We start from the raw sequence: 19,421 nt of genomic DNA on the forward strand, positions 1-19,421 counted from the left end.
TCGGGGTGAGATGCGAGTCTCACACCAAAACAAACATGTCCGCAGGGGGCACCATGGCAGAGCATCAGCCCATTCCCACCGACGCCGCCGAGCTTCATCCGCTCGACACCGCCACGCTCGGCACCGACATCCCCAGCCCCAAGGTCCGGCTCCTGACCCTCGCGCAATGGGGCGCGGGCGGCGGCTGGCGGCTCTCCCTGCCCCATAGCAGCAAGACCCATAATCTCCTCTGGATCACCAAGGGACAGGCGCGCATCACGCTCGAAGGGGTGCAGCGCGGGCTTGGCGCGCATAATGCCGTCGTCATCCCGGCGGGCAGCGGCTTTGCCCTCGAACCCGGGGCGCAATGTTTCGGCTGGGTGGTCTCTGTCGCGGCCCAGAGCCCGATCCTGATGCCCGATAATGCCCAGATCCTGCGCATTCTCGAGGTCCAGAACCAGACCGAGCTCACCGCGCTCATCGACCGGATGCAGCGTGAAACCCATCACAACCTGCCCTTCGCCGACGAGGCGCTCGCCGCCCATGCCCAGCTGATGACCGTCTGGCTGCGCCGCGCCATGATCGACCATGACAACACCGCCCGGCCCAAGGCCTCGCAACGTCTCGTCACCGCCTATGCGGCGCTCATCGAGCGCGATTACCACCTGCCTCGGGTGATGGCGGATTATGCGGCCGATCTCGGCGTGACCCCGACCCATCTCACCCGCACCTGCCGCCAGAGCGCCGGCATGACCGCCGCCGATATGCTGGTTCGGCGCAAATTGCACGCGGCCCGCGTGGCCCTCGAGGATGGCGATCTGCCCGTCACCCAGATCGCCGCATCGCTCGGCTTTGGCAGCGCCGCCTATTTCTCGCGCTTCATCCAGCACCACACGACCCACAGCCCGAGCAGCCTGCGCAAGGCGGCCCGCGCCGCCTGATCCCGGGCGTCGCTCGGTCATATTGGTAGTTTGAGAATTGCGGCAGGCGGCTTAGCTGCCCCTTAGCTGCCCCAGATCACGCGCACGTAATTCTGGGTTTCCTTATAGGGCGGCACCCCGCCATATTTCGTCACCGCCGCCGGGCCCGCATTATAGGCCGCGAGCGCCAGACGCCACGAGCCGAACTTGCGATATTGCTGCGCGAGGTAACGCGCGCCGCCCTCGAGGTTCTGCGCCGGATCATGCGGATCGACCCGCAGCACCCGCGCCGTCCCCGGCATCAGCTGCGCCAGACCGATCGCGCCCTTATGCGACAGCGCCGTGGGCTTCCAGCCGCTCTCCTGCTGCACCAGCCGCAAGAAGAGATGTTCCGGCACGCCATGGCGCGCAGCGGCCTGTTTGGCGATGGTCAGATATTGCCCTTTATACGCGCCGGTATAGGTGCCCGAGAAGGATTTGCCGCTGCCCCATTTGGTCGGGGTTTCGACCTTCTGCGGCTTGAGCCGAACGGACGCCTTATATTGCGACGCCGCGCGGTTATCGAGAACCTTGGTCTGAATGCTGAAAGATTTCTGACGGTTCTTTGTCGACAGAACTTCGGCGGACACGGGCGCGGATAAAAACAGCGCCCCCGCAACTGCGGCTGAAAACAGTCTCTTCATCTGGCTAAAATGTCCCGTTCCCCAACTCGGCTCTTAACATACAGGTTCCAATGTTTTTTTGCCACCCCCGCAACCCGCTTCGGCGGCATCTTGCACGGTTGAAGTAATTTTAGGGGTGTTTTAGGCTTTCCTTCACTTTTGCACGGTGATGTAACACCGGCATCACTCATCAGGATTCGGGAGAGCAGCCATGGCCGGTTCGGTTAACAAAGTCATACTCATCGGCAATCTGGGGCGCGATCCCGAGGTTCGGACATTCCAGAACGGCGGCAAGGTGTGCAACCTGCGCATTGCCACGTCGGAAACCTGGAAGGACCGCAACACCGGCGAACGCCGCGAACGCACCGAATGGCATTCGGTGGCGATCTTCAACGAAGGTCTGGTGCGCGTCGCCGAGCAGTTTCTGCGCAAAGGCTCCAAGGTCTATATCGAGGGCCAGCTTCAGACCCGCAAATGGCAGGACCAAAGCGGTCAGGACCGCTATTCGACCGAGGTCGTGCTGCAGGGCTTCGGCTCGACCCTGACCATGCTCGACGGGCGCGGCGAAGGCGGCGGCTCGGGCGGCAGCAGCGGCGGCTACGGCGGCGGCGGCTATGGCGGTGATCAGGCCGGCGGTGGCGGCTATGGCGGCGATTACGGTGGCGGCCAAGGCGGCGGCGGCGGCAATCAGGGCGGCGGCGCCCCCTCGCGCGACATGGATGATGAAATCCCCTTCTAAGATCTCTCGCACCGGCTGATCGGCGCAGGTTAACGCGCGATTTACCGTGACAGGATTGAATGGCGGCCATGCAGATGCATCGCCGCCATTTTCTTGATCCCTACCCCCTGCCCTTGCAGCAGCACCCGCTCTATGGCCGCGCGCTCTCCGCGATGGGCCGCTCTGTTGGTGAGGCGTGGCTCGGGCCTGACGCAGCGTCGCCTCTGGGCCGCGCGCAATGGGTCGAACGGCGGCTCGGTCCCTTGCGTCTCCACTGGCTCGCACGGGGTCCGATCTGGCTCCAAGACGCGCCAAAAGACGCACCGTCGCAATACCGACGTGATGCAGTCGTAAAACTGATGTCGCGTTTTTCGCCCCTGACCCTCTGGCTCATCGCCCCCGATCAGGCCGATGATCTGCCGCTCGCGGGCGCATATCGGCTCACCCAACCGGGGTCCGAGCATATCCTGCCGCTCTCATCAGATGGTGATGCGATGCTTGCCGCCATGCAAGGAAAATGGCGCAACCGGATGCGCCGCGCCGCCCGCAGCACCCTGCCCATCCACCACCGCGCGCTTGACCCTCTGCGCGATAAACCCTTGCTGGATCTCGAAATTTCCCAACGCCGCCAGCGCGGCTACCGCGCCCTGCCCACCGCGTTCACCCTCGCCTGGGCCCGCGCCGCGCCGGCTGCCACGCGGCTTTTCCTCGCCGGAGATCCATCCAACCCCTTGGCCTATATGCTCTTTTTGCGCCACGGCAGTATGGCGAGCTATCATCTCGGCTGGTCCAGCCCCGCCGGCCGCCGCGCCTGCGCCCACAACCTCCTCCTCTGGACCGCCATGACCCACTACTCCGCCACCCAGGTCACCCATCTCAACCTCGGCCCCACCACCCCAGCAAATCAAGGGCTCGACCACTTCAAAACCGGCGCGGGCGCACAAATCCGCCGCATAGAGCCCACATATCTGCTCACACGCGGGCCTTCTACGCTTTTGCCTCTGGCCTTTCGGCGCGACCCCGTATAGGGCGCGGTAAACCCGATAAACGAGAGACACCGAGAATGGACCTGCGCAATATTGCGATCATCGCCCACGTCGACCATGGCAAGACCACCCTTGTCGACGAGCTGCTGAAACAATCCGGTGCCTTCCGTGCCAACCAGGCCGTCGACGAACGCGCCATGGACAGCAACGACCTCGAACGCGAACGCGGCATCACCATCTTTGCCAAACCCACCTCGGTGGAATGGAAAGGCAAGCGCGTCAACATCGTCGACACCCCCGGCCACGCCGATTTCGGCGGTGAAGTCGAACGCATCCTGAGCATGGTCGACGGCGTTGTTCTGCTGGTCGATGCCGCCGAAGGCCCGATGCCGCAGACGAAATTCGTGACCTCCAAGGCCCTTGCCCTCGGGCTGCGCCCCATCGTGGTCCTCAACAAGGTCGACAAGCCCGACGCCGAACCGGATCGCGCGCTGGATGAATGTTTCGATCTCTTCGCAAGCCTCGGCGCCGATGATGATCAGCTCGACTTCCCGCATATGTATGCCTCGGGCCGCAACGGCTGGGCCGATCACGAGCTCGACGGCCCGCGCAAGGACCTGACCGCGCTGTTTGATCTCATCGTCAACCACGTCCCTGCCCCGCGCCAAGTGGCGCATGCCGGCGAAGATTTCCGCATGCTGGCCACCACGCTCGGCTCTGACACTTTCGTCGGTCGTCAGCTCACCGGGCGCGTCGAAAGCGGCCGCCTCAAAGTCGGCGCCACCGTTCAAGCGCTGAGCCGCGTCGGCCAGAAAATCGAACAGTTCCGCGTGACCAAGATCCAAGCCTTCCGCGGCCTGCAAACCCAGGACATCGAAGAGGCTGTCGCAGGCGACATCGTGACCATCGCGGGCATGGCCAAGGCCACCGTGGCCGACACGATCTGCGCGCTGGCGGTCGACGAGCCGCTCGAAGCACAGCCCATTGATCCGCCCACCATCACCGTGACCTTCGGCATCAACGACAGCCCGCTGGCCGGTCGTGACGGCAAAAAGGTCCAAAGCCGGGTGATCCGCGAACGCCTCCACAAAGAGGCCGAGAGCAACGTCGCGATCAAGATCGCCGACACCCCCGGCGGCGAGGCCTTCGAAGTGTCGGGCCGTGGCGAATTGCAGATGGGCGTTCTCATCGAAAACATGCGCCGCGAAGGGTTCGAACTGTCGATCTCGCGCCCGCAGGTGATCATGAAGGACGTCGACGGCAAGCGGATGGAGCCGGTCGAAGAGGCCACCATCGACGTCGATGACGAATATTCCGGCGCGGTGATCGAAAAGCTCACCGGCGCGCGCAAAGGCGAGCTGGTCGAAATGAAACCGGCGGGTGCGGGCAAGACGCGGATCATCGCACATGTGCCGTCGCGCGGGCTCATCGGCTATCACGGCGAATTTCTCACCGACACGCGCGGCACCGGGGTTCTCAACCGCGTGTTCCACGGCTGGACCGAACATAAAGGTTCGATCCCCGGCCGTCGCGCAGGCGTGCTGATCTCGATGGAAAACGGCGAGGCCGTGGCCTATGCGCTGTGGAACCTCGAAGATCGCGGCAAGATGTTCATCGGGGCGCAGGCCAAGGTCTACACCGGCATGATCATCGGCGAGCACAGCCGTGAGAACGATCTCGAAGTGAACCCGCTCAAGGGGAAAAAGCTCACCAACGTGCGGGCCTCGGGCACCGACGAAGCGGTGCGCCTGACCACGCCGATCACGCTCAGCCTCGAAGAGGCCATCGCCTATATCAATGATGACGAGCTGGTCGAAGTGACGCCCAACGCGATCCGTCTGCGCAAGCGCTATCTCGACCCGCATGAGCGCAAGCGGATGGCCAAAACGGCCTAAGCTTGGCGACTTAAATCAGGTGTGGCCCGGTCCTCGGGCCGCACCGGATCGCCCAGGGCCACATGGCCCGGCTCGATCACCGTGGCGCACCAGCCGCCATGCCCGCGCATCGCGTTATAGCCCCCTGTTCCCAAGGCTTTTTCCATCCTCGAACAGGGCGCGCAGGGCACGGAAAATTCGATCAAAGCACTGCCGATACGGATCTGATTATGGCGCAACGCCATGAGATTGATGCCTGACACCACGATATTTCGGCGCAGGGTTTCTGGGGACAGCTCCCCGGCCCCGCAGAGCGCTGCAATCGCAGGCAGATGCTCGGCCTGAATGAGGGTCAGCGCACGTTTCCCCGGCCGCCCATGGTCGCCCACAAGGCCCTTTTCCGTGATCTCCGCCCGCGTCACCGACTGAACCGGGGCGAGGCGTTCGGGCCGCAGCCCAATCCAATCGACCCGGCCATCGCCCCGATGACTGCGCAGCAATTCGCGCAGCACCGACATCGCGTTATTCGCTCGTTTCGACGATCAGCAATTCGCGCTCGGAGGCGTTGCGCGCATGGCCCAGCGCCTCTTGATACTCGGGCGAATGATAGCAGGCCTCGGCGGCCTCGACGCTGTCGAACTGGGCCACCACATTGCGCGGCCGGTCCTTGCCCTCAAGCTGCACATAGCGACCGGCGCGGGCGATGAACTTGCCGCCGTGCTTGGCAATCGCGGGCCCCGCGAGGGCGGCGTATTTGCCATAGGCCTCTTCGTCGGTGACAGTCACATGGGCAATCCACAAGGCAGGCATATCAGACCCCTTCGATCAAAGTTTCAACGGCGCCAATCGCTTCATCCGCTTTCGAGGCATCCGCGCCGCCGCCCTGGGCCATGTCGGCCCGGCCACCGCCGCCCTTACCGCCTAGCGCGGGCGCGGCTGCGCGCACCATTTCGACCGCAGAGAGGCGTTCGGTCAAGTCATCCGTGACCCCCGCCGCGACGGCGACCTTGCCGCCGGTATCGGCGATCAGCAACACCGCGCCGGACCCAAGCCGCGACTTATGCTCGTCGATCAGCGCGGGCAAATCCTTGCCGGACACGCCGCTCAGCACTTGGGCATGTAGTTTCACACCGTTGATCTCGCGCTGATCATCGGAAGCCGCGCCGCCCGAGCCGCCCGCCATGGCCAGCTCACGCCGCAGCTGAGCCACCTCATTGGTCAGCGCCTTGCGCTCATCGAGCAACCCGCGCACACGCGCGACCAGATCTTCGGGCTTGCAGCGCATTTCCCCAGTGAGCGCCCCGACGCGGTCGTCCTGCGCCGCGAGATAGGCCCGCGCCGCGTCACCGGTCAGCGCCTCGATCCGGCGCACGCCCGAACTGCTGGCGCTGTCGCCAAGGATCACGAACATGCCAATATCGCCGGTCTGGCGCACATGGGTGCCGCCGCAGAGCTCGATCGAATAGGTCGTCCCGTCGAGCCCCTTGCCCGACCCCGCGAGCGAGCCCATCGACACGACACGCACCTCGTCGCCGTATTTCTCGCCAAAGAGCGCCTGCGCGCCGATGTCACGCGCATCATCCGGCGTCATGATCCGGGTTTCGACCCTTGTGTTCTGACGGATGTACTCATTGACCTCGCGCGCCACTTGGTCGAGCTCGTCCGCGCTCATCGCCTTGCTGTGACTAAAGTCAAAGCGCAGCCGGTCCTCGGCATTGAGCGAGCCGCGCTGTGCCACATGATCGCCCAGCGCATTGCGCAGCGCCTCGTGCAGCAAATGCGTGGCCGAGTGATTGGCACGAATGGCGGTGCGCCGGGAGTGATCCACCTCGAGTTGCGCCGCCGCTCCGGCCACGAGCTTGCCCTCGGTCACTTCACCGATATGGATGAAGACGCCGGCCACCTTGCGCGTGTCGGTGATCTTGGCCGCGCCCTCGGCGCTGCGGATCACACCGGTGTCGCCCACCTGGCCGCCCGATTCCGCGTAGAAGGGCGTCTGGTTGAGGATGATCTGAACGCTGTCGCCCTTGGCCGCGCTCTTGACCTCGGCCCCATCCGCGACGAGCGCCACGATCTGGCCCTCGGCGGTCTCGGTGTCATAGCCGAGGAAATCCGTGGTGCCATGGCTCTCTGCGATATCGAACCAGATGGTCGCATCCGCCGCCTCACCCGAGCCGGACCAAGCCGCCCGCGCCTTGGCCTTTTGCTCGGCCATGGCCTCGTCAAAGCCCGACACATCGACTTCGCGGCCTTTTTCGCGCAGCGCATCCTGCGTCAGGTCGAGCGGGAAGCCATAAGTATCGTAAAGCTTGAACGCTGTTTGCCCCGGCAGCGCCGCCCCCTCGGGCAGCCCACCCAGCTCGTCGTCGAGCAGGCGAAGCCCCCGGTCGAGCGTCTGCTTGAACCGCGTCTCTTCAAGCTTGAGCGTCTCTTGGATGAGGCTCTGCGCCCGGCCCAGTTCCGGAAACGCCTGCCCCATCTGCGTGACAAGCGCCGGCACCAGCTGATGCATGACCGGGTCTTTCGCCCCGAGAAGATGCGCGTGACGCATCGCACGGCGCATGATCCGCCGCACCACATAGCCGCGCCCCTCGTTCGAGGGCATGACCCCATCGGCAATCAAAAACGCGCTCGACCGCAGATGGTCGGCGATGACGCGGTGATGAATATTGCCCGGCCCGTCGGGGTCTTGGCTGGTGACATGGGCGCTCGCCTCGATCAGGCTGCGCATCAGATCCGTGTCATAATTGTCATGCTTGCCCTGCAAGAGCGCGCCAATCCGTTCGAGCCCCATGCCCGTGTCGATCGACTGCATGTCGAGCTCGCGCATCGTGCCGTCTTCAAACCGTTCGTTCTGCATGAAAACGAGGTTCCAGATCTCGATGAACCGGTCGCCATCTTCTTCCGGGCTGCCCGGAGGGCCACCCCAGATTTCGGGACCATGGTCATAGAAAATCTCGGTGCAAGGGCCACAAGGCCCGGTCGGGCCCATCGACCAGAAATTGTCATCCGTCGCGATACGGATGATCCGATCATCGCTCAGGCCCGCGTATTTCTTCCAGATCTCCGCCGCCTCGTCATCGGTGTGATAGACCGTGACCAGAAGCTTGTCCTTGTTGAGCCCGAAATCCTTGGTCAGCAAATCCCAAGCATAGGGGATCGCCTGTTCCTTGAAATAGTCGCCAAAGCTAAAATTGCCGAGCATTTCAAAGAAGGTATGGTGCCGCGCGGTATAGCCGACATTGTCGAGATCATTGTGCTTGCCGCCGGCACGCACGCATTTCTGGCTAGTGGTCGCGCGGCTGTAATCGCGCGTCTCGACCCCGGTAAAGAGGTTCTTGAACTGCACCATGCCCGAGTTGGTGAACATCAAGGTCGGGTCGTTGCGCGGCACGAGCGGCGAACTCTCGACAATCTGGTGATCATTGCGCTCGTAGAAATTGAGGAAGGTCGAGCGGATTTCGTTCAGCGTCGGCATGGGGCTCTCTTTCGCGGGTCAAATACGCAGGGCGTCAAGGTGATTTAACGGCCCCGCGCCATGCTGTCCACCGCAAGAAAAACCCGGCCCCACGCAAAACGCGGGCCGGGTCTGATGGTTTCTCGGTGACGACTGCTTCGCAGTTGGGCTCAGCCTTCGAGGATGTCGTCCTCGTCACCCTGTTTCTCGATCTCGGGCATATCGAATTCGAGCCCATGGGCCGCGCGAATTTTGTCTTCGATGGCCAGCGCAATGGCGCTGTTTTCCTTCAGGAAGGTCTTGGCGTTCTCACGCCCCTGCCCGATCCGCTCGTCACCATAGCTGAACCAGCTGCCCGACTTCTCGACCACCCCAGCCTTGACCCCGAGGTCGAGCAGCTCGCCCATTTTCGAGATACCTTCGCCATACATGATGTCGAATTCCACCTGCTTGAAGGGCGGCGCGACCTTGTTTTTGACGACCTTGACGCGGGTCGCGTTGCCGACCACCTCGTCACGATCCTTGAGCGCGCCGATGCGACGAATGTCGAGCCGAACCGAGCTGTAGAATTTGAGTGCATTACCGCCCGTCGTGGTCTCGGGGCTGCCGAACATGACGCCAATTTTCATGCGGATCTGGTTGATGAAGATCACCGTGCATTTCGACCGGCTGATCGAGCCGGTCAGCTTGCGCATCGCCTGGCTCATGAGCCGCGCCTGCACGCCGACATTGCTGTCACCCATGTCGCCTTCAAGCTCGGATTTCGGCGTCAGCGCCGCAACCGAGTCGACCACGACCATGCTCACCGCGCCCGAGCGGACGAGCGTGTCGACAATCTCGAGCGCCTGTTCCCCGGTGTCGGGCTGCGAAATCAGCAATTCATCGAGATCGACGCCAAGTTTCCGCGCATAGATCGGATCGAGCGCATGTTCCGCGTCAACAAAGGCGCAGACGCCGCCTTTTTTCTGTTCTTCGGCCACGCAATGCAGTGTCAGCGTGGTTTTGCCCGAGCTTTCGGGCCCGTAAATCTCGATGATCCGCCCCTTGGGCAGGCCGCCGATGCCGAGCGCGATGTCGAGCCCGAGCGAGCCGGTCGAGGTGGCCTCGATCTCCTGCACCGGATTGTCGGCCCCGAGCTTCATGATCGAGCCCTTGCCAAATTGCCGCTCGATCTGCGCCAGGGCGCTGTCCAGCGCCTTTTGCTTGTCCGGGTTACGCTTGCTGTCCATGGAAAGTAAATCTGCCGTTGCCATTGCGTTGCCTTTCTTATTCCACACCCAGGGACGGGCGGCAATCGATGCTTTGTTCGCGTGTTGTTCTCACCCCTTATGAGCACAAAATGAGAACATTTCAAGACAATTGTTTGCGGCTCGAGTTTCTTCTAAACCGATTAAAACTTGATTAATTTGCGCCTTTCCCGGGCCAGCAGCCGGAGCAGCTTCTCAGATGATGGTCTTTGCCAAGCAAAAACTCGTGTTTCTCTCGGTGCCCAAAACCGGCAGCACCGCCTATCAGGCAGCACTGGCCCCCTTCGCCTCCATGGTGATTTCCGATCCACCCGAGCTCAAACATGCGCCGGTTTTTCGCTACAATCGCTTCTTTCGTCCGGCGTTGGAGAAATTCATCGGCTCTGATCTCGAGGTGATCGCCGTCATGCGGGAACCGATTGCGTGGCTCGGAAGCTGGTATCGCTATCGCCAACGCCCCGAGCTCGATGGGCACAAGAACTCCACGCGGCAGATCAGCTTTGACGATTTTGTCCTCGCCTATCTTCAAGGGAAAAAACCCGCCTTCGCCAATGTCGGCAGCCAGGCCAAATTCATGGAGCCCCAGAAGAACGGCACACAAGTGACCCGCCTCTTCCGCTATGAAGATCAGGACGGGCTGCAAGCCTTTCTCAGAACTCGGTTCGGTCGACCGGTCTCTCCCGAGCACAGAAACATCTCCGCTCCGCAGGAGCTATGCCTATCCGACGAGGTGGCGACACGCCTCCGTCGCAAGGCCGCTGCCGATTTTATCCTCTATGACAGTATCGGACCCGATGGGGCCTATACCCCCCCGGAAATCGGCTCCGTCGGTTGACCCTGACGGGCCCGACTTAGCGGCGTCTAGCGCTAAGGAAGCGGCCTCTCTTCGGCGACTGACGCCGTTTCATTCACGATCTGCTGCTGCACCGCCTCGGTCAGTTCCGTGAGGGAAAAAGGTTTCGACAGGAAGGTCGACCTGGGAATGGCGCTACGCGCGTCCGAAAAATCTTCCTGCGCATATCCGGACATGAAGATCGTCCGCACATCTGGCCGCTGCTCAAGCGCCTTGCGCACCCAACTCGGGCCATCCATGCCCGGCATCACCACATCGGTGACAAAGACATCTACGGCAAGGTCTTCATCCGCTAAGAGTTCGAGCGCCTCTTCCGCCGATTCGGCCTCGACCACGGTCAGCCCGCGCAGCTGCATCGCCCGCGACGCAAAGGCCCGGACCGGCGCCTCATCCTCGACAAGCAGAACACAGCCCTCCACCGGCGCGCCGAGCTCGAGCGGGGCAAACCGTTCGACTTGCGGGCGAATTTCGCGATCGAAGGCCGCGAATAGCATGAAGAAACAGGCACCGCGTCCGGGCTCACTGTCGACAAAGATGAACGCGCCGGTTTGCTTGATGATCCCGTAGACTGTCGACAGGCCAAGCCCCGTCCCCTCGCCCACGCGTTTGGTTGTATAGAAGGGCTCAAACACTTTGCGGAGCTTTTCCGGCGCGATGCCGACCCCTTCATCCTCGACCGAAACCTTGACGTAGCGACCCGGCGAAACAGTCGCCCGGTCGCGGATCATCGGGCTATCCAGCACCAGATTCTCGGTCCGAATGCGCACCTCGCCGCCGTCCGGCATGGCGTCGCGCGCGTTGACGACGAGGTTCATCAGCACCTGTTCAAACTGTCGCCGGTCAGCGCGGATCGACCACAGTTCCGGATCATGGCTGAGCGACAGGTCGATCCGTTCCCCCACCAGCCGGTTGAGCAGATGGGTCAGATCCGCGAGCGTGTCGCGCAGATCCATGATTTCGGGGGTGAGCGTCTGTTTGCGGGAATAGGCCAGCAGCTGGTTGACCAGAACGGCCGCGCGATTGGCATTCTGGTTGATCTGCTGCAAATCACTGAAATCGCTGTCATGTTGGTCATGGCGCAACAGCAAGAGATCGCAATGACCGGTGATCGCGGTCAGCAGGTTGTTGAAATCATGCGCCACCCCGCTGGCCAGTTGACCAATGGCCTGCATTTTCTGGCTTTGAACGAACTGAGCCTCCAAGGATTTCAGCTCGGTCGCGTCATTCATCACCGCGATCAGGATCGTTTCGCCCTCTTCGCGGGCGCGGTTCAGGGTCACCTGAACAAAGGTTTCCGCATCGTCGCGGCGCACCCGGAGGAATTCGGAATGCACCGTGCCCCGTCCGGCCGCCGCATCGCCGATCCAATCCCGGATCGGCCGCCCCAGCCCTTCGAGCATCTCTCCAAGCGGGCGGCCATGGCAGAGATCCGCCCCCAGAAGATCACGCGCCGGCCGGTTTGACAGCTGCACAATCCCCTCAGCCGAGAGTTTGAGCAAGGGCACGGGCATTTCGTCGAAAAAGGCCCAGCCATCCGGCTGGCGTTCGGTGGCGGCAATGCCGGGGATCAGAAAAATCTCGCGCCGGCCCGCGACGCCGTCAAGCTCGACCGCGAGACAGCCATAGACGCCATCGCGGGTGGCCACGTCATTCACGAGACCCGAACGAATCGGCAGACGTGGACAGATCCGATCAAGCGTTCTCGCACGTTCGCCGATCAGGTCACGCGCCGCCTGATTCATGAACAAAACCGCGTCGTTACGCCCGACGGTGATCATCGGAAGCGGCATCGGATCGGCGCGGCGGGGCACCATATCCGCGGCCTTTTCGATGCGCCAAAGATAGAGCCCCTCATCGGCGCGATGGACCGAGATCCGGATATGACCGCGCCGGGTCAGCACATCTTCATGCGCGGCGCCCACTCGATCCGCCCGCCCCTCGAGCCGAAACAAAAGCGTACCGGGATTGGCCACGCTGTCCTGCAACAGCTGACCGAGATTGCCCGAGAGCATGGCAGGAAATTCGCGCTCTGCCGCGGCATTGCGAAAGCGGATCTCGCCTTCGGCCCCGGTCACGATACAGGCCGCAAAATCCTGGGCCGTGACCATTTCGATCGACCGGAGCAGCCGGCGCCGCTCGAAATGGTCGAAAAACGCCCCCGCCAAGAGGCCCGTCGCCGCAACCAAGAGCCCTATGGAAATCAGCCCCAAGGTCACCTGCGCCATAGTATCGGGGACGATAAAGGCCATCGCGGCAAAGAGCCCCGCCGCCAGAAACACCAGCGTGGCATGCGGGCGAAGCTGGCTCGAGAGCCGTCGCAGCGACGAAAAGCTTGGGTCTGAAACTGTCACGTCATGGCCTTTGAAACGTGGGGTACCCCACCCAATCTGGGCCGAAATTATTAAATCAGGATTAACTTGAACGCAGTGCCCGTAAAATCCCCCCGAGGCTACGACACACGTTCAAATTGTGCCAGAAAAAATCCATCGCCCGAGGCGGATACCGGCCAGCGCCGCGTGCCCCGCAGCGCAAACCCCGGATGCCGCGCGCCAAAGCCTTCACTCTGCGCCTCGTTTTCTTCGGCCAAGATCGAACAGGTCATATAGGCAAGATACCCGCCCGGCGCGACATGGGCTGCGGCCTCGTCGAGGATTTCCGCCTGGGTTTGAACCAGCGCCGCGAGATCGGCTTCGGAGAACCGCCATTTCATCTCCGGGGTGCGCCGCCAGGTGCCGCTGCCCGAACAGGGCACGTCACAGATCACCAGATCATAGGGCGCGTGCCCGGCAATCTCCTCGCGATCAAGCCGGATGATGTCGGCCCCGGCCCGCGCCGCGCGCTCTGGCAGGTCGGACATGCGGGCCGGATCGGCGTCATGGGCATAGATCTCTGCCGAGCAGAGCGCCGCCAGCGCGAGGCTCTTGCCGCCGCCCCCGGCGCAATAGTCGAGAACCCGCGCCGGGGCCCGCCCGGCCAGCGCCGCCACGGCCGCCTGGCTCGATCCATCCTGCAGTTCGACCAGCCCGTCGAGATAGGCACGGCCAAGCCGGATGCGCCGCGCGCCCTCGGTGACCACAAGCGCCGTGGCGCTGCCCGCGACCGGCTCTGCGGTCACGCTCTCATCGGCCAGCGCCGCCCGCGCCGCCGCCGGATCGCTCTTGGCCAGATTGACCCGCAACATCACCGGCGCACGCTCGCGCAGGGTACGTTCGGTCCTGTCGAAATCTTCGCCCAGCGCCGCACGCATCGGGGCCACGATCCAAGCCGGCAGATCGAGCACATCGCCCGCCTCCCCCGCCTCACGCTCGGCCTCGCTGAGCACCGCCGGCCCATAGCCATCGCCCGTGAACACCGTGTCGGGATCGATGCCATCACCGCGCAGCAGCCCGAGGATGAGCCCCCGACCATCCAGCCCACCCCGCGCCGCACAGCTTTGCCGCTGACGCAGCACGTCAAACACATGGTCGCGCACCGCCGCCCGGTCCTTGGAGCCGGCAAACCGCGCCCGCCGCGCCCAGTTGGTGAGCGCCTTTTCGGCGGCCACACCGCCCAAGATCTCATCGAGGATTTCGGCGGCGGTCTGATAGCGCGCAGCCGGGGTCATGCGCGCGCCCCGCAAAGGATGGCGGAGCGGTTCCAGGCCCCCTGGCCCAAACCCACCGTGATACATGCTCTCTTCGCCATCTGTCGCCGCCCTCTCGCCACCTGCGTCTTGCCCGCTACATGGCGCATCCGGACCGGCGCTGCAACCGGCCCGATCAGGGCGAGATGGCAAAGGGCATCGCACCTCCCGCCAGAACCTCCTGCGCGGCGGCCAGCGCCTGCCCGCTCGAGGCGTGAATGCGCAGCAAGGGCTGCCCCTTGTCGACCTGCGCCCCCACCTGCGACAAAACCACGACGCCCGCCGCCTTGTCGCGCGGCGCGCCCGCCCGACGCGCCACAGAGGCGATGGTGCGAATATCGGCCGAGGCTATGCGACCCGCCTCAGGCGCCGTGACCAACGCCGTGAAACTTCCCGGGCTGCGCGCATATTCATGGGCGCCCTGATGCTGGGCGATCTCTTCGAGCTTGGCCAGCGCCGCGCCGCTCGCGATCAGCGCCCGCGCCCGCGCGGCCCCTTGCCCGGCCTCGACACCGCCCGCCCATTCGAGGATCTGCGCCGCATAATCCACCGCCTTCTCGGCCAGATCCTGTGGCGCATCCGGGTCCGAGCGCAACACATCGAGCACGTCGATTACTTCAAGAAGCGGGCCAACACCGCGCCCGATGGGCCGCGACCCATCGGCAATATTCACCCGCACCGACAGGCCGACGCCCTCGCCCACGCTCTCAAAGAGCGATTTGAGATGCGCGGCCTCCTCCTCTGTGCGGGTCTTGGCCTGCGGTCCCAGCGGCAGATCGATGAGCACATGGCTCGACCCCGCCGCCAGCTTCTTCGACAGGATCGACGACACGTCGAGCAGCGCCGACGACAGCCCAAGCGGCCGGTTGATCGCGTTCATCACATCATCCACCGGTGAATGCGTCAGCCGCCCGTTCCAGCAGATTGCACCGCCGGTCGCCTCGACCACCTTGCGAAACTCTTCCGGGCCGAGATCCACCCGCGCCATGACCTCCATCATATCCGCGGTGCCCGCCGCCGAGGTGATCGCCCGCGACGAGGTTTTCGGCATGGTCAGCCCGTGTGTCGCCACGATGGGAATGACGATTGGGGTGATCCGATTGCCCGGAATGCCGCCCATGGAATGCTTGTCCACCACCACATCCGCGGCCCAGCGCTGCCGCCGCGCATGGCTGGCACGGGCCTTGGTCAGGGCGATGATCTCATCGAGCGCCAGATTGGTCGAGGCTGTCACCAGAAACCCCGCGACCTCTGGCGGGCTGAACCGCCCGTTGACCAGATCATCGACAAAGCCGGTGATTTCGGGCGCCGAGAGCGTGCCGCCGCGGATCTTGCGCTGCAGCACCTCACGGCTCTGCGGTGTGGGCGATCGCACGATGCGCAGACATTCCCCGCCCGCGAGCCCGAGCTTCTCCATCGCCGCCGACGAAAGCGCCAGCGCATCGCGCCCGACGAGGGTGCTATCCGAGGTCCACCCCAGATCGGCCACCACCTCCGCCCCCTCAAAGGACACCGCCACCCGCGTGCTCCCGGCCAAGAGCCGCGCCGCCACCGGGTTGTCGCGATGGACGAGACACACGGCCCCCATCGCGAAATCCATGTCGAGCCCCTGCGCGGTGGCGCAGAGATCGCAAGACCCGGCAATCAGATCGACCAGCGCCGCGACCCCATCGGCCACCGGCCCTTCATTGCGCAGCTCAAGCGTGCCCTCGACCAGCCCGGTTTCGCTCAGCCGGTCGAGCCGCTTGGCGATCTGCGCCTCATCCTCGCGCCCCCGCGCCCGAAGCCGCGCCTCGACCGCCGCGCGCGAGGCCGTCACCTGAATGGTCACCGTCCGTGGATATTTCTCACGCAGCGCCGCCACCTCGGCACGCGAGCCGTTGAGCACCACATTCACCCCGGCCGCCAGATCCCCGGCCACATCCGCCGGCACGCCATAGCCAAGCCCATGGGCGCGCCAATGGTGAAAGAAACGCCCCGCCGCCAGGGCGGCGTCGAAATCCGCCTCGCTGATCGCGATATGTTCTTCGCCGCCGCTGTCGGCGGGCCGCGTGATGACCCGGCGCACAAAGCGGAACCAATGGCTCTGCCCGAGCGCCGCGCGCGCGCCATCGATCAACGTGTCCTTGCCGACGCCGCTCGGGCCGACAATGACAAAGAGCGTGCCCCGCGCTGTGGCCACGCCTTTGGGGGTCATCGCCTCAGACGTCATCGAGCCCGATATCAACGCAGGTGGCCGATTGGGTGATCCGCCCGACCGAGACATAATCGACGCCGGTTTCGGCCTTGCCCCGGATCGTGTCGAGCCGCACACCGCCCGAACATTCGAGGGGAATGCGCCCGCCGACGATCTTGACCGCTTCGCGCATGTCATCATTGCTCATATTGTCGAGCATGATCACATCGACCCCGGCCGCCAGCGCCTCATCCACCTGATCGAGCCGGTCACATTCCACCTCGATCTTGGTGAGCATTGGCGCATAGGCCTTGGCCCGCTCGACCGCGGCGCGAATGCCGCCCGCCACCGCGATATGGTTGTCCTTGAGCATGATCCCATTGTCGAGGCCGAGCCGGTGACTGCGCCCACCGCCACAGGTCACCGCGTATTTCTCGAGCATGCGCAGCCCCGGTGTCGTCTTGCGACTGTCGAGCAGGATCGCCTTGGTGCCCTCGATTTCCTGGACATATTGCGCCGTCAGCCCGGCAATCCCGCACATCCGCTGCACGAGGTTGAGCGCCACCCGCTCGGCCGTCAAGAGCGCCTGCGCATTGCCGGTGATCACCGCGAATGTCTCGCCAGTGTCGATCTTGTCGCCATCGCGGCGCTTGCTCTCGAAGGTGCATTCCGGGTCCATCTTGCGAAAGATCATCTCGGCGATCTTGATCCCCGAGAGGGTGATCGGCTCGCGCGCGTTCATGCCGAACTTGGCCACCGCATCATCATCCACCATGATCTTGGCCGTCAGGTCATAGTAATTCACGTCTTCATCTAGCCAGAGGTCGATCAACTGGTTGATTTTGCGAAGATCCAGCAACATTGGGTGATCCTTTCGATGATCAGGTGGCCCTCTGGGCCGAAAAGTAAAAGGTTACGGTTGGGTCGCCGCGCCGGGGCTCATCTGACGAAACACGCGCAGGCAATAGATCAAGAGCGCCGCGCCAAGCACCGCGCCCAACAGCTTGGGCCAGAGTAGCGGCACCGCGAGCAGAAAGGCCGCGCCAAACATGGCCAGCCGCACCAGCGGCGCGGTCCTGCCCGCCCCGTGCCATTCGCTGCCAAAGGCGATGAGGATACAGGCCAGCACCGCCGCGAGGCTGGTGGCAAAGGCCTCAAAGCTCGCAAAGGGGCTGAGCATCAGCGGGTTGATCACGAACATGAAGGGCACCAGAAAGGCCACGATCGAGAACCGCATCGCGATCACCGCAATCCGCAACGGATTGGCCAGCGATATCGCCGCCGCCGCATAGGCCGCCACCGCCACCGGTGGCGTCATCGCCGACATCACCGCGAAATAGAGCAGGAAGAGATGCGCGTTCAGCTCCTGAAACCCATAGTCATTGACCAGCGTCGGCCCGACAAGCACCGCCGCCAGCACATAGGCGCTGGGCGTCGGCATGCCGAGCCCGAGAATGATCGTCACCGCCGCGCTCAGAAGCAGCGCCAGCACGACGTTGTCGCCCGCCAGCGCAAAGGCCACAAATGAGAATTTCGACGCCAGCCCGGTCATGGTGATGCCGCCGATCACCAGCCCCGCCGCCGCACAGGCCCCGGTCACGCCCAGCATCCGGATCGCCGTGTCAGACAGCGCCTCAAGCGTCGCGCGCAGACCCAGCCGCGTGTCGCGCCGCAGATAGGACACGGCCCAGACCGCCAGCGCGCTGAAGGCCGCGACCATGGTCGGCGAATAGCCCATCACCAAGAGCACCACGAGGCCCGCGAGCGGTAGCAGGAAATGCCCGCCCCGCCGCAACGTCTCGCGCAGCGTCGGCACCGCGTCGCGCTCCAACGGCGCGAGGTTGAGCGCGACAGAGCGCAGATGCACCTGAATGAAAATCCCGAGGTAGTAGAGAAGCGCCGGCAGGATCGCGGCGAGCACGATGCTGCCATAGCCAATGCCGGTAAGCTCGGCCATGATGAAGGCCGCCGATCCCATCACCGGCGGCAAGAGGCTGCCCCCGGTCGAGGCCGCCACTTCGATCCCCGCCGCCAGCTCGGGCCGATAGCCCAGCCGCCGCATCATCGGGATGGTGATCGACCCGGTCGCCACCACATCCGAGGTCGGACTGCCCGACATCGTGCCAAACAGCGCCGAGGACGACACCGCGATCTTGGCCGGGCCGCCCACCGACCGTCCCGACACCGCCGCCGCGAGGTTAAAGAAGAACTCGCCGCCCTTGGCTTTTTCGAGGAACGTGCCGAACATCACGAAGAGAAAAGCATAGGTCGCCGCCACCCGCACCGGCACCCCGAAGAGACCATCGGTCGTATAGACATTGATATCGATGAAATGGCCCAACGTGATGAGCCCATGCCCCATCTGCCCGGGAATGAGATGCCCCCAGAGGTTATAGAGGATAAACCCGATCACGATCAGCGTCAGGAACATGCCCACCGTGCGCCGGGTGATCTCGAGCGTGAGCAGGATCAACAGCCCCGCCATGATGAACTGATCCATGCGCAGCTCATCGAGCAGGCTGATCCGCATCGCGGTCTCGGGGATGTGAAAGATGAAATAGACCGCGCAGGCCGCCGCCAGAGCCGACAGAAACCAGTCAAAGGGGCTCGATCGTTCCGGGTCGGAACCGCGCCCTGCCCCGATCAGGATAAAGGCCGGCACATAGATCAGGCTCAGAAAGATCACCGTCAGCGACAGCGCATCCACCCGGGCCAGCGTCGCAGCCCAAAGAACCCAGATCGTGAACAGCGCCGTATAGAGGCGGATCGGCCAGTAGAGCGGCCCTGAAATGCTGCGCCGGCACCCGGTCGAAAACATCATGTTGAGAAATACCGGTCTCATGGCCAGCCAGCGCCTTTCAAAAGGAGAGCAATCGCGTCAGGGATTTCGCGTCAGGGGGTTCAGAGCTGTGGTCTCGCGGCGCGAG

At 63.8% G+C, this 19,421-nt stretch carries 15 protein-coding genes; 5 read left to right on the forward strand and 10 right to left on the reverse strand.

Annotated features, from left to right (window positions below):
• Positions 1-53: 53 nt before the first annotated feature.
• A complete protein-coding gene (locus WA237_RS08720) occupies positions 54-920 on the forward strand; it encodes an AraC family transcriptional regulator (protein ID WP_336097370.1) in 867 nt (288 codons plus the stop codon).
• A 62-nt stretch (positions 921-982) separates the two neighbouring features.
• Here WA237_RS08720 and WA237_RS08725 read toward each other — a convergent pair whose 3' ends face one another.
• Positions 983-1,582 (reverse strand): lytic transglycosylase domain-containing protein, encoded by a 600-nt coding sequence (locus WA237_RS08725; RefSeq protein WP_336097371.1) that lies wholly within the window; start codon positions 1,580-1,582, stop codon positions 983-985.
• 190 nt (positions 1,583-1,772) lie between these two features.
• On the opposite strand from WA237_RS08725, the gene ssb reads away from it, so the two are divergent.
• From ssb to typA, 3 genes are all read left to right on the forward strand, one after another.
• Positions 1,773-2,300, forward strand: a complete 528-nt coding sequence (gene ssb / locus WA237_RS08730; protein WP_336097372.1) for a single-stranded DNA-binding protein — start codon at positions 1,773-1,775, stop codon at positions 2,298-2,300.
• A 68-nt stretch (positions 2,301-2,368) separates the two neighbouring features.
• Positions 2,369-3,307 carry a GNAT family N-acetyltransferase gene (locus WA237_RS08735; protein ID WP_336097374.1) on the forward strand — a complete coding sequence of 313 codons (939 nt, stop codon included), beginning with the start codon at positions 2,369-2,371 and terminating at the stop codon, positions 3,305-3,307.
• Positions 3,308-3,342: 35 nt separating this feature from the next.
• Positions 3,343-5,160 (forward strand): translational GTPase TypA, encoded by a 1,818-nt coding sequence (gene typA, locus WA237_RS08740; RefSeq protein ID WP_216017230.1) that lies wholly within the window; start codon positions 3,343-3,345, stop codon positions 5,158-5,160.
• Here typA and WA237_RS08745 read toward each other — a convergent pair.
• The 4 genes from WA237_RS08745 to recA all read right to left on the reverse strand — a co-directional run bounded on the left by WA237_RS08745 (position 5,157) and on the right by recA (position 9,849).
• Complete coding sequence (locus WA237_RS08745) at positions 5,157-5,657, reverse strand: MOSC domain-containing protein (RefSeq protein WP_336097375.1); 501 nt, start codon at positions 5,655-5,657, stop codon at positions 5,157-5,159. The two genes, typA and WA237_RS08745, sit on opposite strands and share 4 nt — an antisense overlap.
• A gap of 4 nt (positions 5,658-5,661) precedes the next feature.
• A complete protein-coding gene (locus tag WA237_RS08750) occupies positions 5,662-5,949 on the reverse strand; it encodes a DUF1330 domain-containing protein (protein WP_009815003.1) in 288 nt (95 codons plus the stop codon).
• A 1-nt stretch (position 5,950) separates the two neighbouring features.
• Entirely contained in the window at positions 5,951-8,617 is a 2,667-nt protein-coding gene (gene alaS, locus WA237_RS08755; protein ID WP_336097376.1) for an alanine--tRNA ligase, read from the reverse strand.
• 149 nt (positions 8,618-8,766) lie between these two features.
• On the reverse strand, positions 8,767-9,849 hold the full coding sequence (recA, locus tag WA237_RS08760) for a recombinase RecA (RefSeq protein ID WP_040618115.1): 1,083 nt from the start codon (positions 9,847-9,849) through the stop codon (positions 8,767-8,769).
• Between the two features lie 193 nt (positions 9,850-10,042).
• Between recA and WA237_RS08765 the strand changes: the two genes are divergently transcribed.
• Entirely contained in the window at positions 10,043-10,678 is a 636-nt protein-coding gene (locus WA237_RS08765) for a gamma-glutamyl kinase (RefSeq protein ID WP_336097377.1), read from the forward strand.
• Between the two features lie 32 nt (positions 10,679-10,710).
• Here WA237_RS08765 and WA237_RS08770 read toward each other — a convergent pair whose 3' ends face one another.
• The 5 genes from WA237_RS08770 to WA237_RS08790 form a co-directional block, all read right to left on the reverse strand.
• A complete protein-coding gene (locus WA237_RS08770; RefSeq protein WP_336097472.1) occupies positions 10,711-12,945 on the reverse strand; it encodes an ATP-binding response regulator in 2,235 nt (744 codons plus the stop codon).
• Positions 12,946-13,145: 200 nt separating this feature from the next.
• On the reverse strand, positions 13,146-14,300 hold the full coding sequence (locus WA237_RS08775; protein WP_336097378.1) for an RsmB/NOP family class I SAM-dependent RNA methyltransferase: 1,155 nt from the start codon (positions 14,298-14,300) through the stop codon (positions 13,146-13,148).
• A 154-nt stretch (positions 14,301-14,454) separates the two neighbouring features.
• Positions 14,455-16,515: a phosphonate metabolism protein/1,5-bisphosphokinase (PRPP-forming) PhnN gene (phnN, locus tag WA237_RS08780; RefSeq protein ID WP_336097379.1), complete on the reverse strand. Its 2,061-nt coding sequence runs from the start codon at positions 16,513-16,515 to the stop codon at positions 14,455-14,457.
• A 4-nt stretch (positions 16,516-16,519) separates the two neighbouring features.
• The gene (nadC, locus tag WA237_RS08785; protein ID WP_009814995.1) at positions 16,520-17,356 is read right to left on the reverse strand and encodes a carboxylating nicotinate-nucleotide diphosphorylase; all 837 of its coding nucleotides are present in this window, start codon (positions 17,354-17,356) and stop codon (positions 16,520-16,522) included.
• A gap of 51 nt (positions 17,357-17,407) precedes the next feature.
• Positions 17,408-19,336, reverse strand: coding sequence for a TRAP transporter permease (locus tag WA237_RS08790; RefSeq protein WP_336097380.1), 1,929 nt, complete (start codon positions 19,334-19,336; stop codon positions 17,408-17,410).
• Positions 19,337-19,421: the final 85 nt, after the last annotated feature.

It is taken from the genome of Roseovarius sp. CH_XMU1461 (assembly GCF_037027165.1).
GTDB lineage: Bacteria > Pseudomonadota > Alphaproteobacteria > Rhodobacterales > Rhodobacteraceae > Roseovarius > Roseovarius nubinhibens.

What these genes read in the sequence shown, in the direction of transcription:
- WA237_RS08720 (WP_336097370.1), top strand. Translation starts at nt 54, where the DNA reads ATGGCAGAGCATCAGCCCATTCCCACCGACGCCGCCGAGCTTCATCCG.
- WA237_RS08725 (WP_336097371.1), bottom strand. Translation starts at nt 1,582, where the DNA reads ATGAAGAGACTGTTTTCAGCCGCAGTTGCGGGGGCGCTGTTTTTATCC.
- ssb (WP_336097372.1), top strand. Translation starts at nt 1,773, where the DNA reads ATGGCCGGTTCGGTTAACAAAGTCATACTCATCGGCAATCTGGGGCGC.
- WA237_RS08735 (WP_336097374.1), top strand. Translation starts at nt 2,369, where the DNA reads ATGCAGATGCATCGCCGCCATTTTCTTGATCCCTACCCCCTGCCCTTG.
- typA (WP_216017230.1), top strand. Translation starts at nt 3,343, where the DNA reads ATGGACCTGCGCAATATTGCGATCATCGCCCACGTCGACCATGGCAAG.
- WA237_RS08745 (WP_336097375.1), bottom strand. Translation starts at nt 5,657, where the DNA reads ATGTCGGTGCTGCGCGAATTGCTGCGCAGTCATCGGGGCGATGGCCGG.
- WA237_RS08750 (WP_009815003.1), bottom strand. Translation starts at nt 5,949, where the DNA reads ATGCCTGCCTTGTGGATTGCCCATGTGACTGTCACCGACGAAGAGGCC.
- alaS (WP_336097376.1), bottom strand. Translation starts at nt 8,617, where the DNA reads ATGCCGACGCTGAACGAAATCCGCTCGACCTTCCTCAATTTCTACGAG.
- recA (WP_040618115.1), bottom strand. Translation starts at nt 9,849, where the DNA reads ATGGCAACGGCAGATTTACTTTCCATGGACAGCAAGCGTAACCCGGAC.
- WA237_RS08765 (WP_336097377.1), top strand. Translation starts at nt 10,043, where the DNA reads ATGATGGTCTTTGCCAAGCAAAAACTCGTGTTTCTCTCGGTGCCCAAA.
- WA237_RS08770 (WP_336097472.1), bottom strand. Translation starts at nt 12,945, where the DNA reads ATGGCCTTTATCGTCCCCGATACTATGGCGCAGGTGACCTTGGGGCTG.
- WA237_RS08775 (WP_336097378.1), bottom strand. Translation starts at nt 14,300, where the DNA reads ATGACCCCGGCTGCGCGCTATCAGACCGCCGCCGAAATCCTCGATGAG.
- phnN (WP_336097379.1), bottom strand. Translation starts at nt 16,515, where the DNA reads ATGACCCCCAAAGGCGTGGCCACAGCGCGGGGCACGCTCTTTGTCATT.
- nadC (WP_009814995.1), bottom strand. Translation starts at nt 17,356, where the DNA reads ATGTTGCTGGATCTTCGCAAAATCAACCAGTTGATCGACCTCTGGCTA.
- WA237_RS08790 (WP_336097380.1), bottom strand. Translation starts at nt 19,336, where the DNA reads ATGAGACCGGTATTTCTCAACATGATGTTTTCGACCGGGTGCCGGCGC.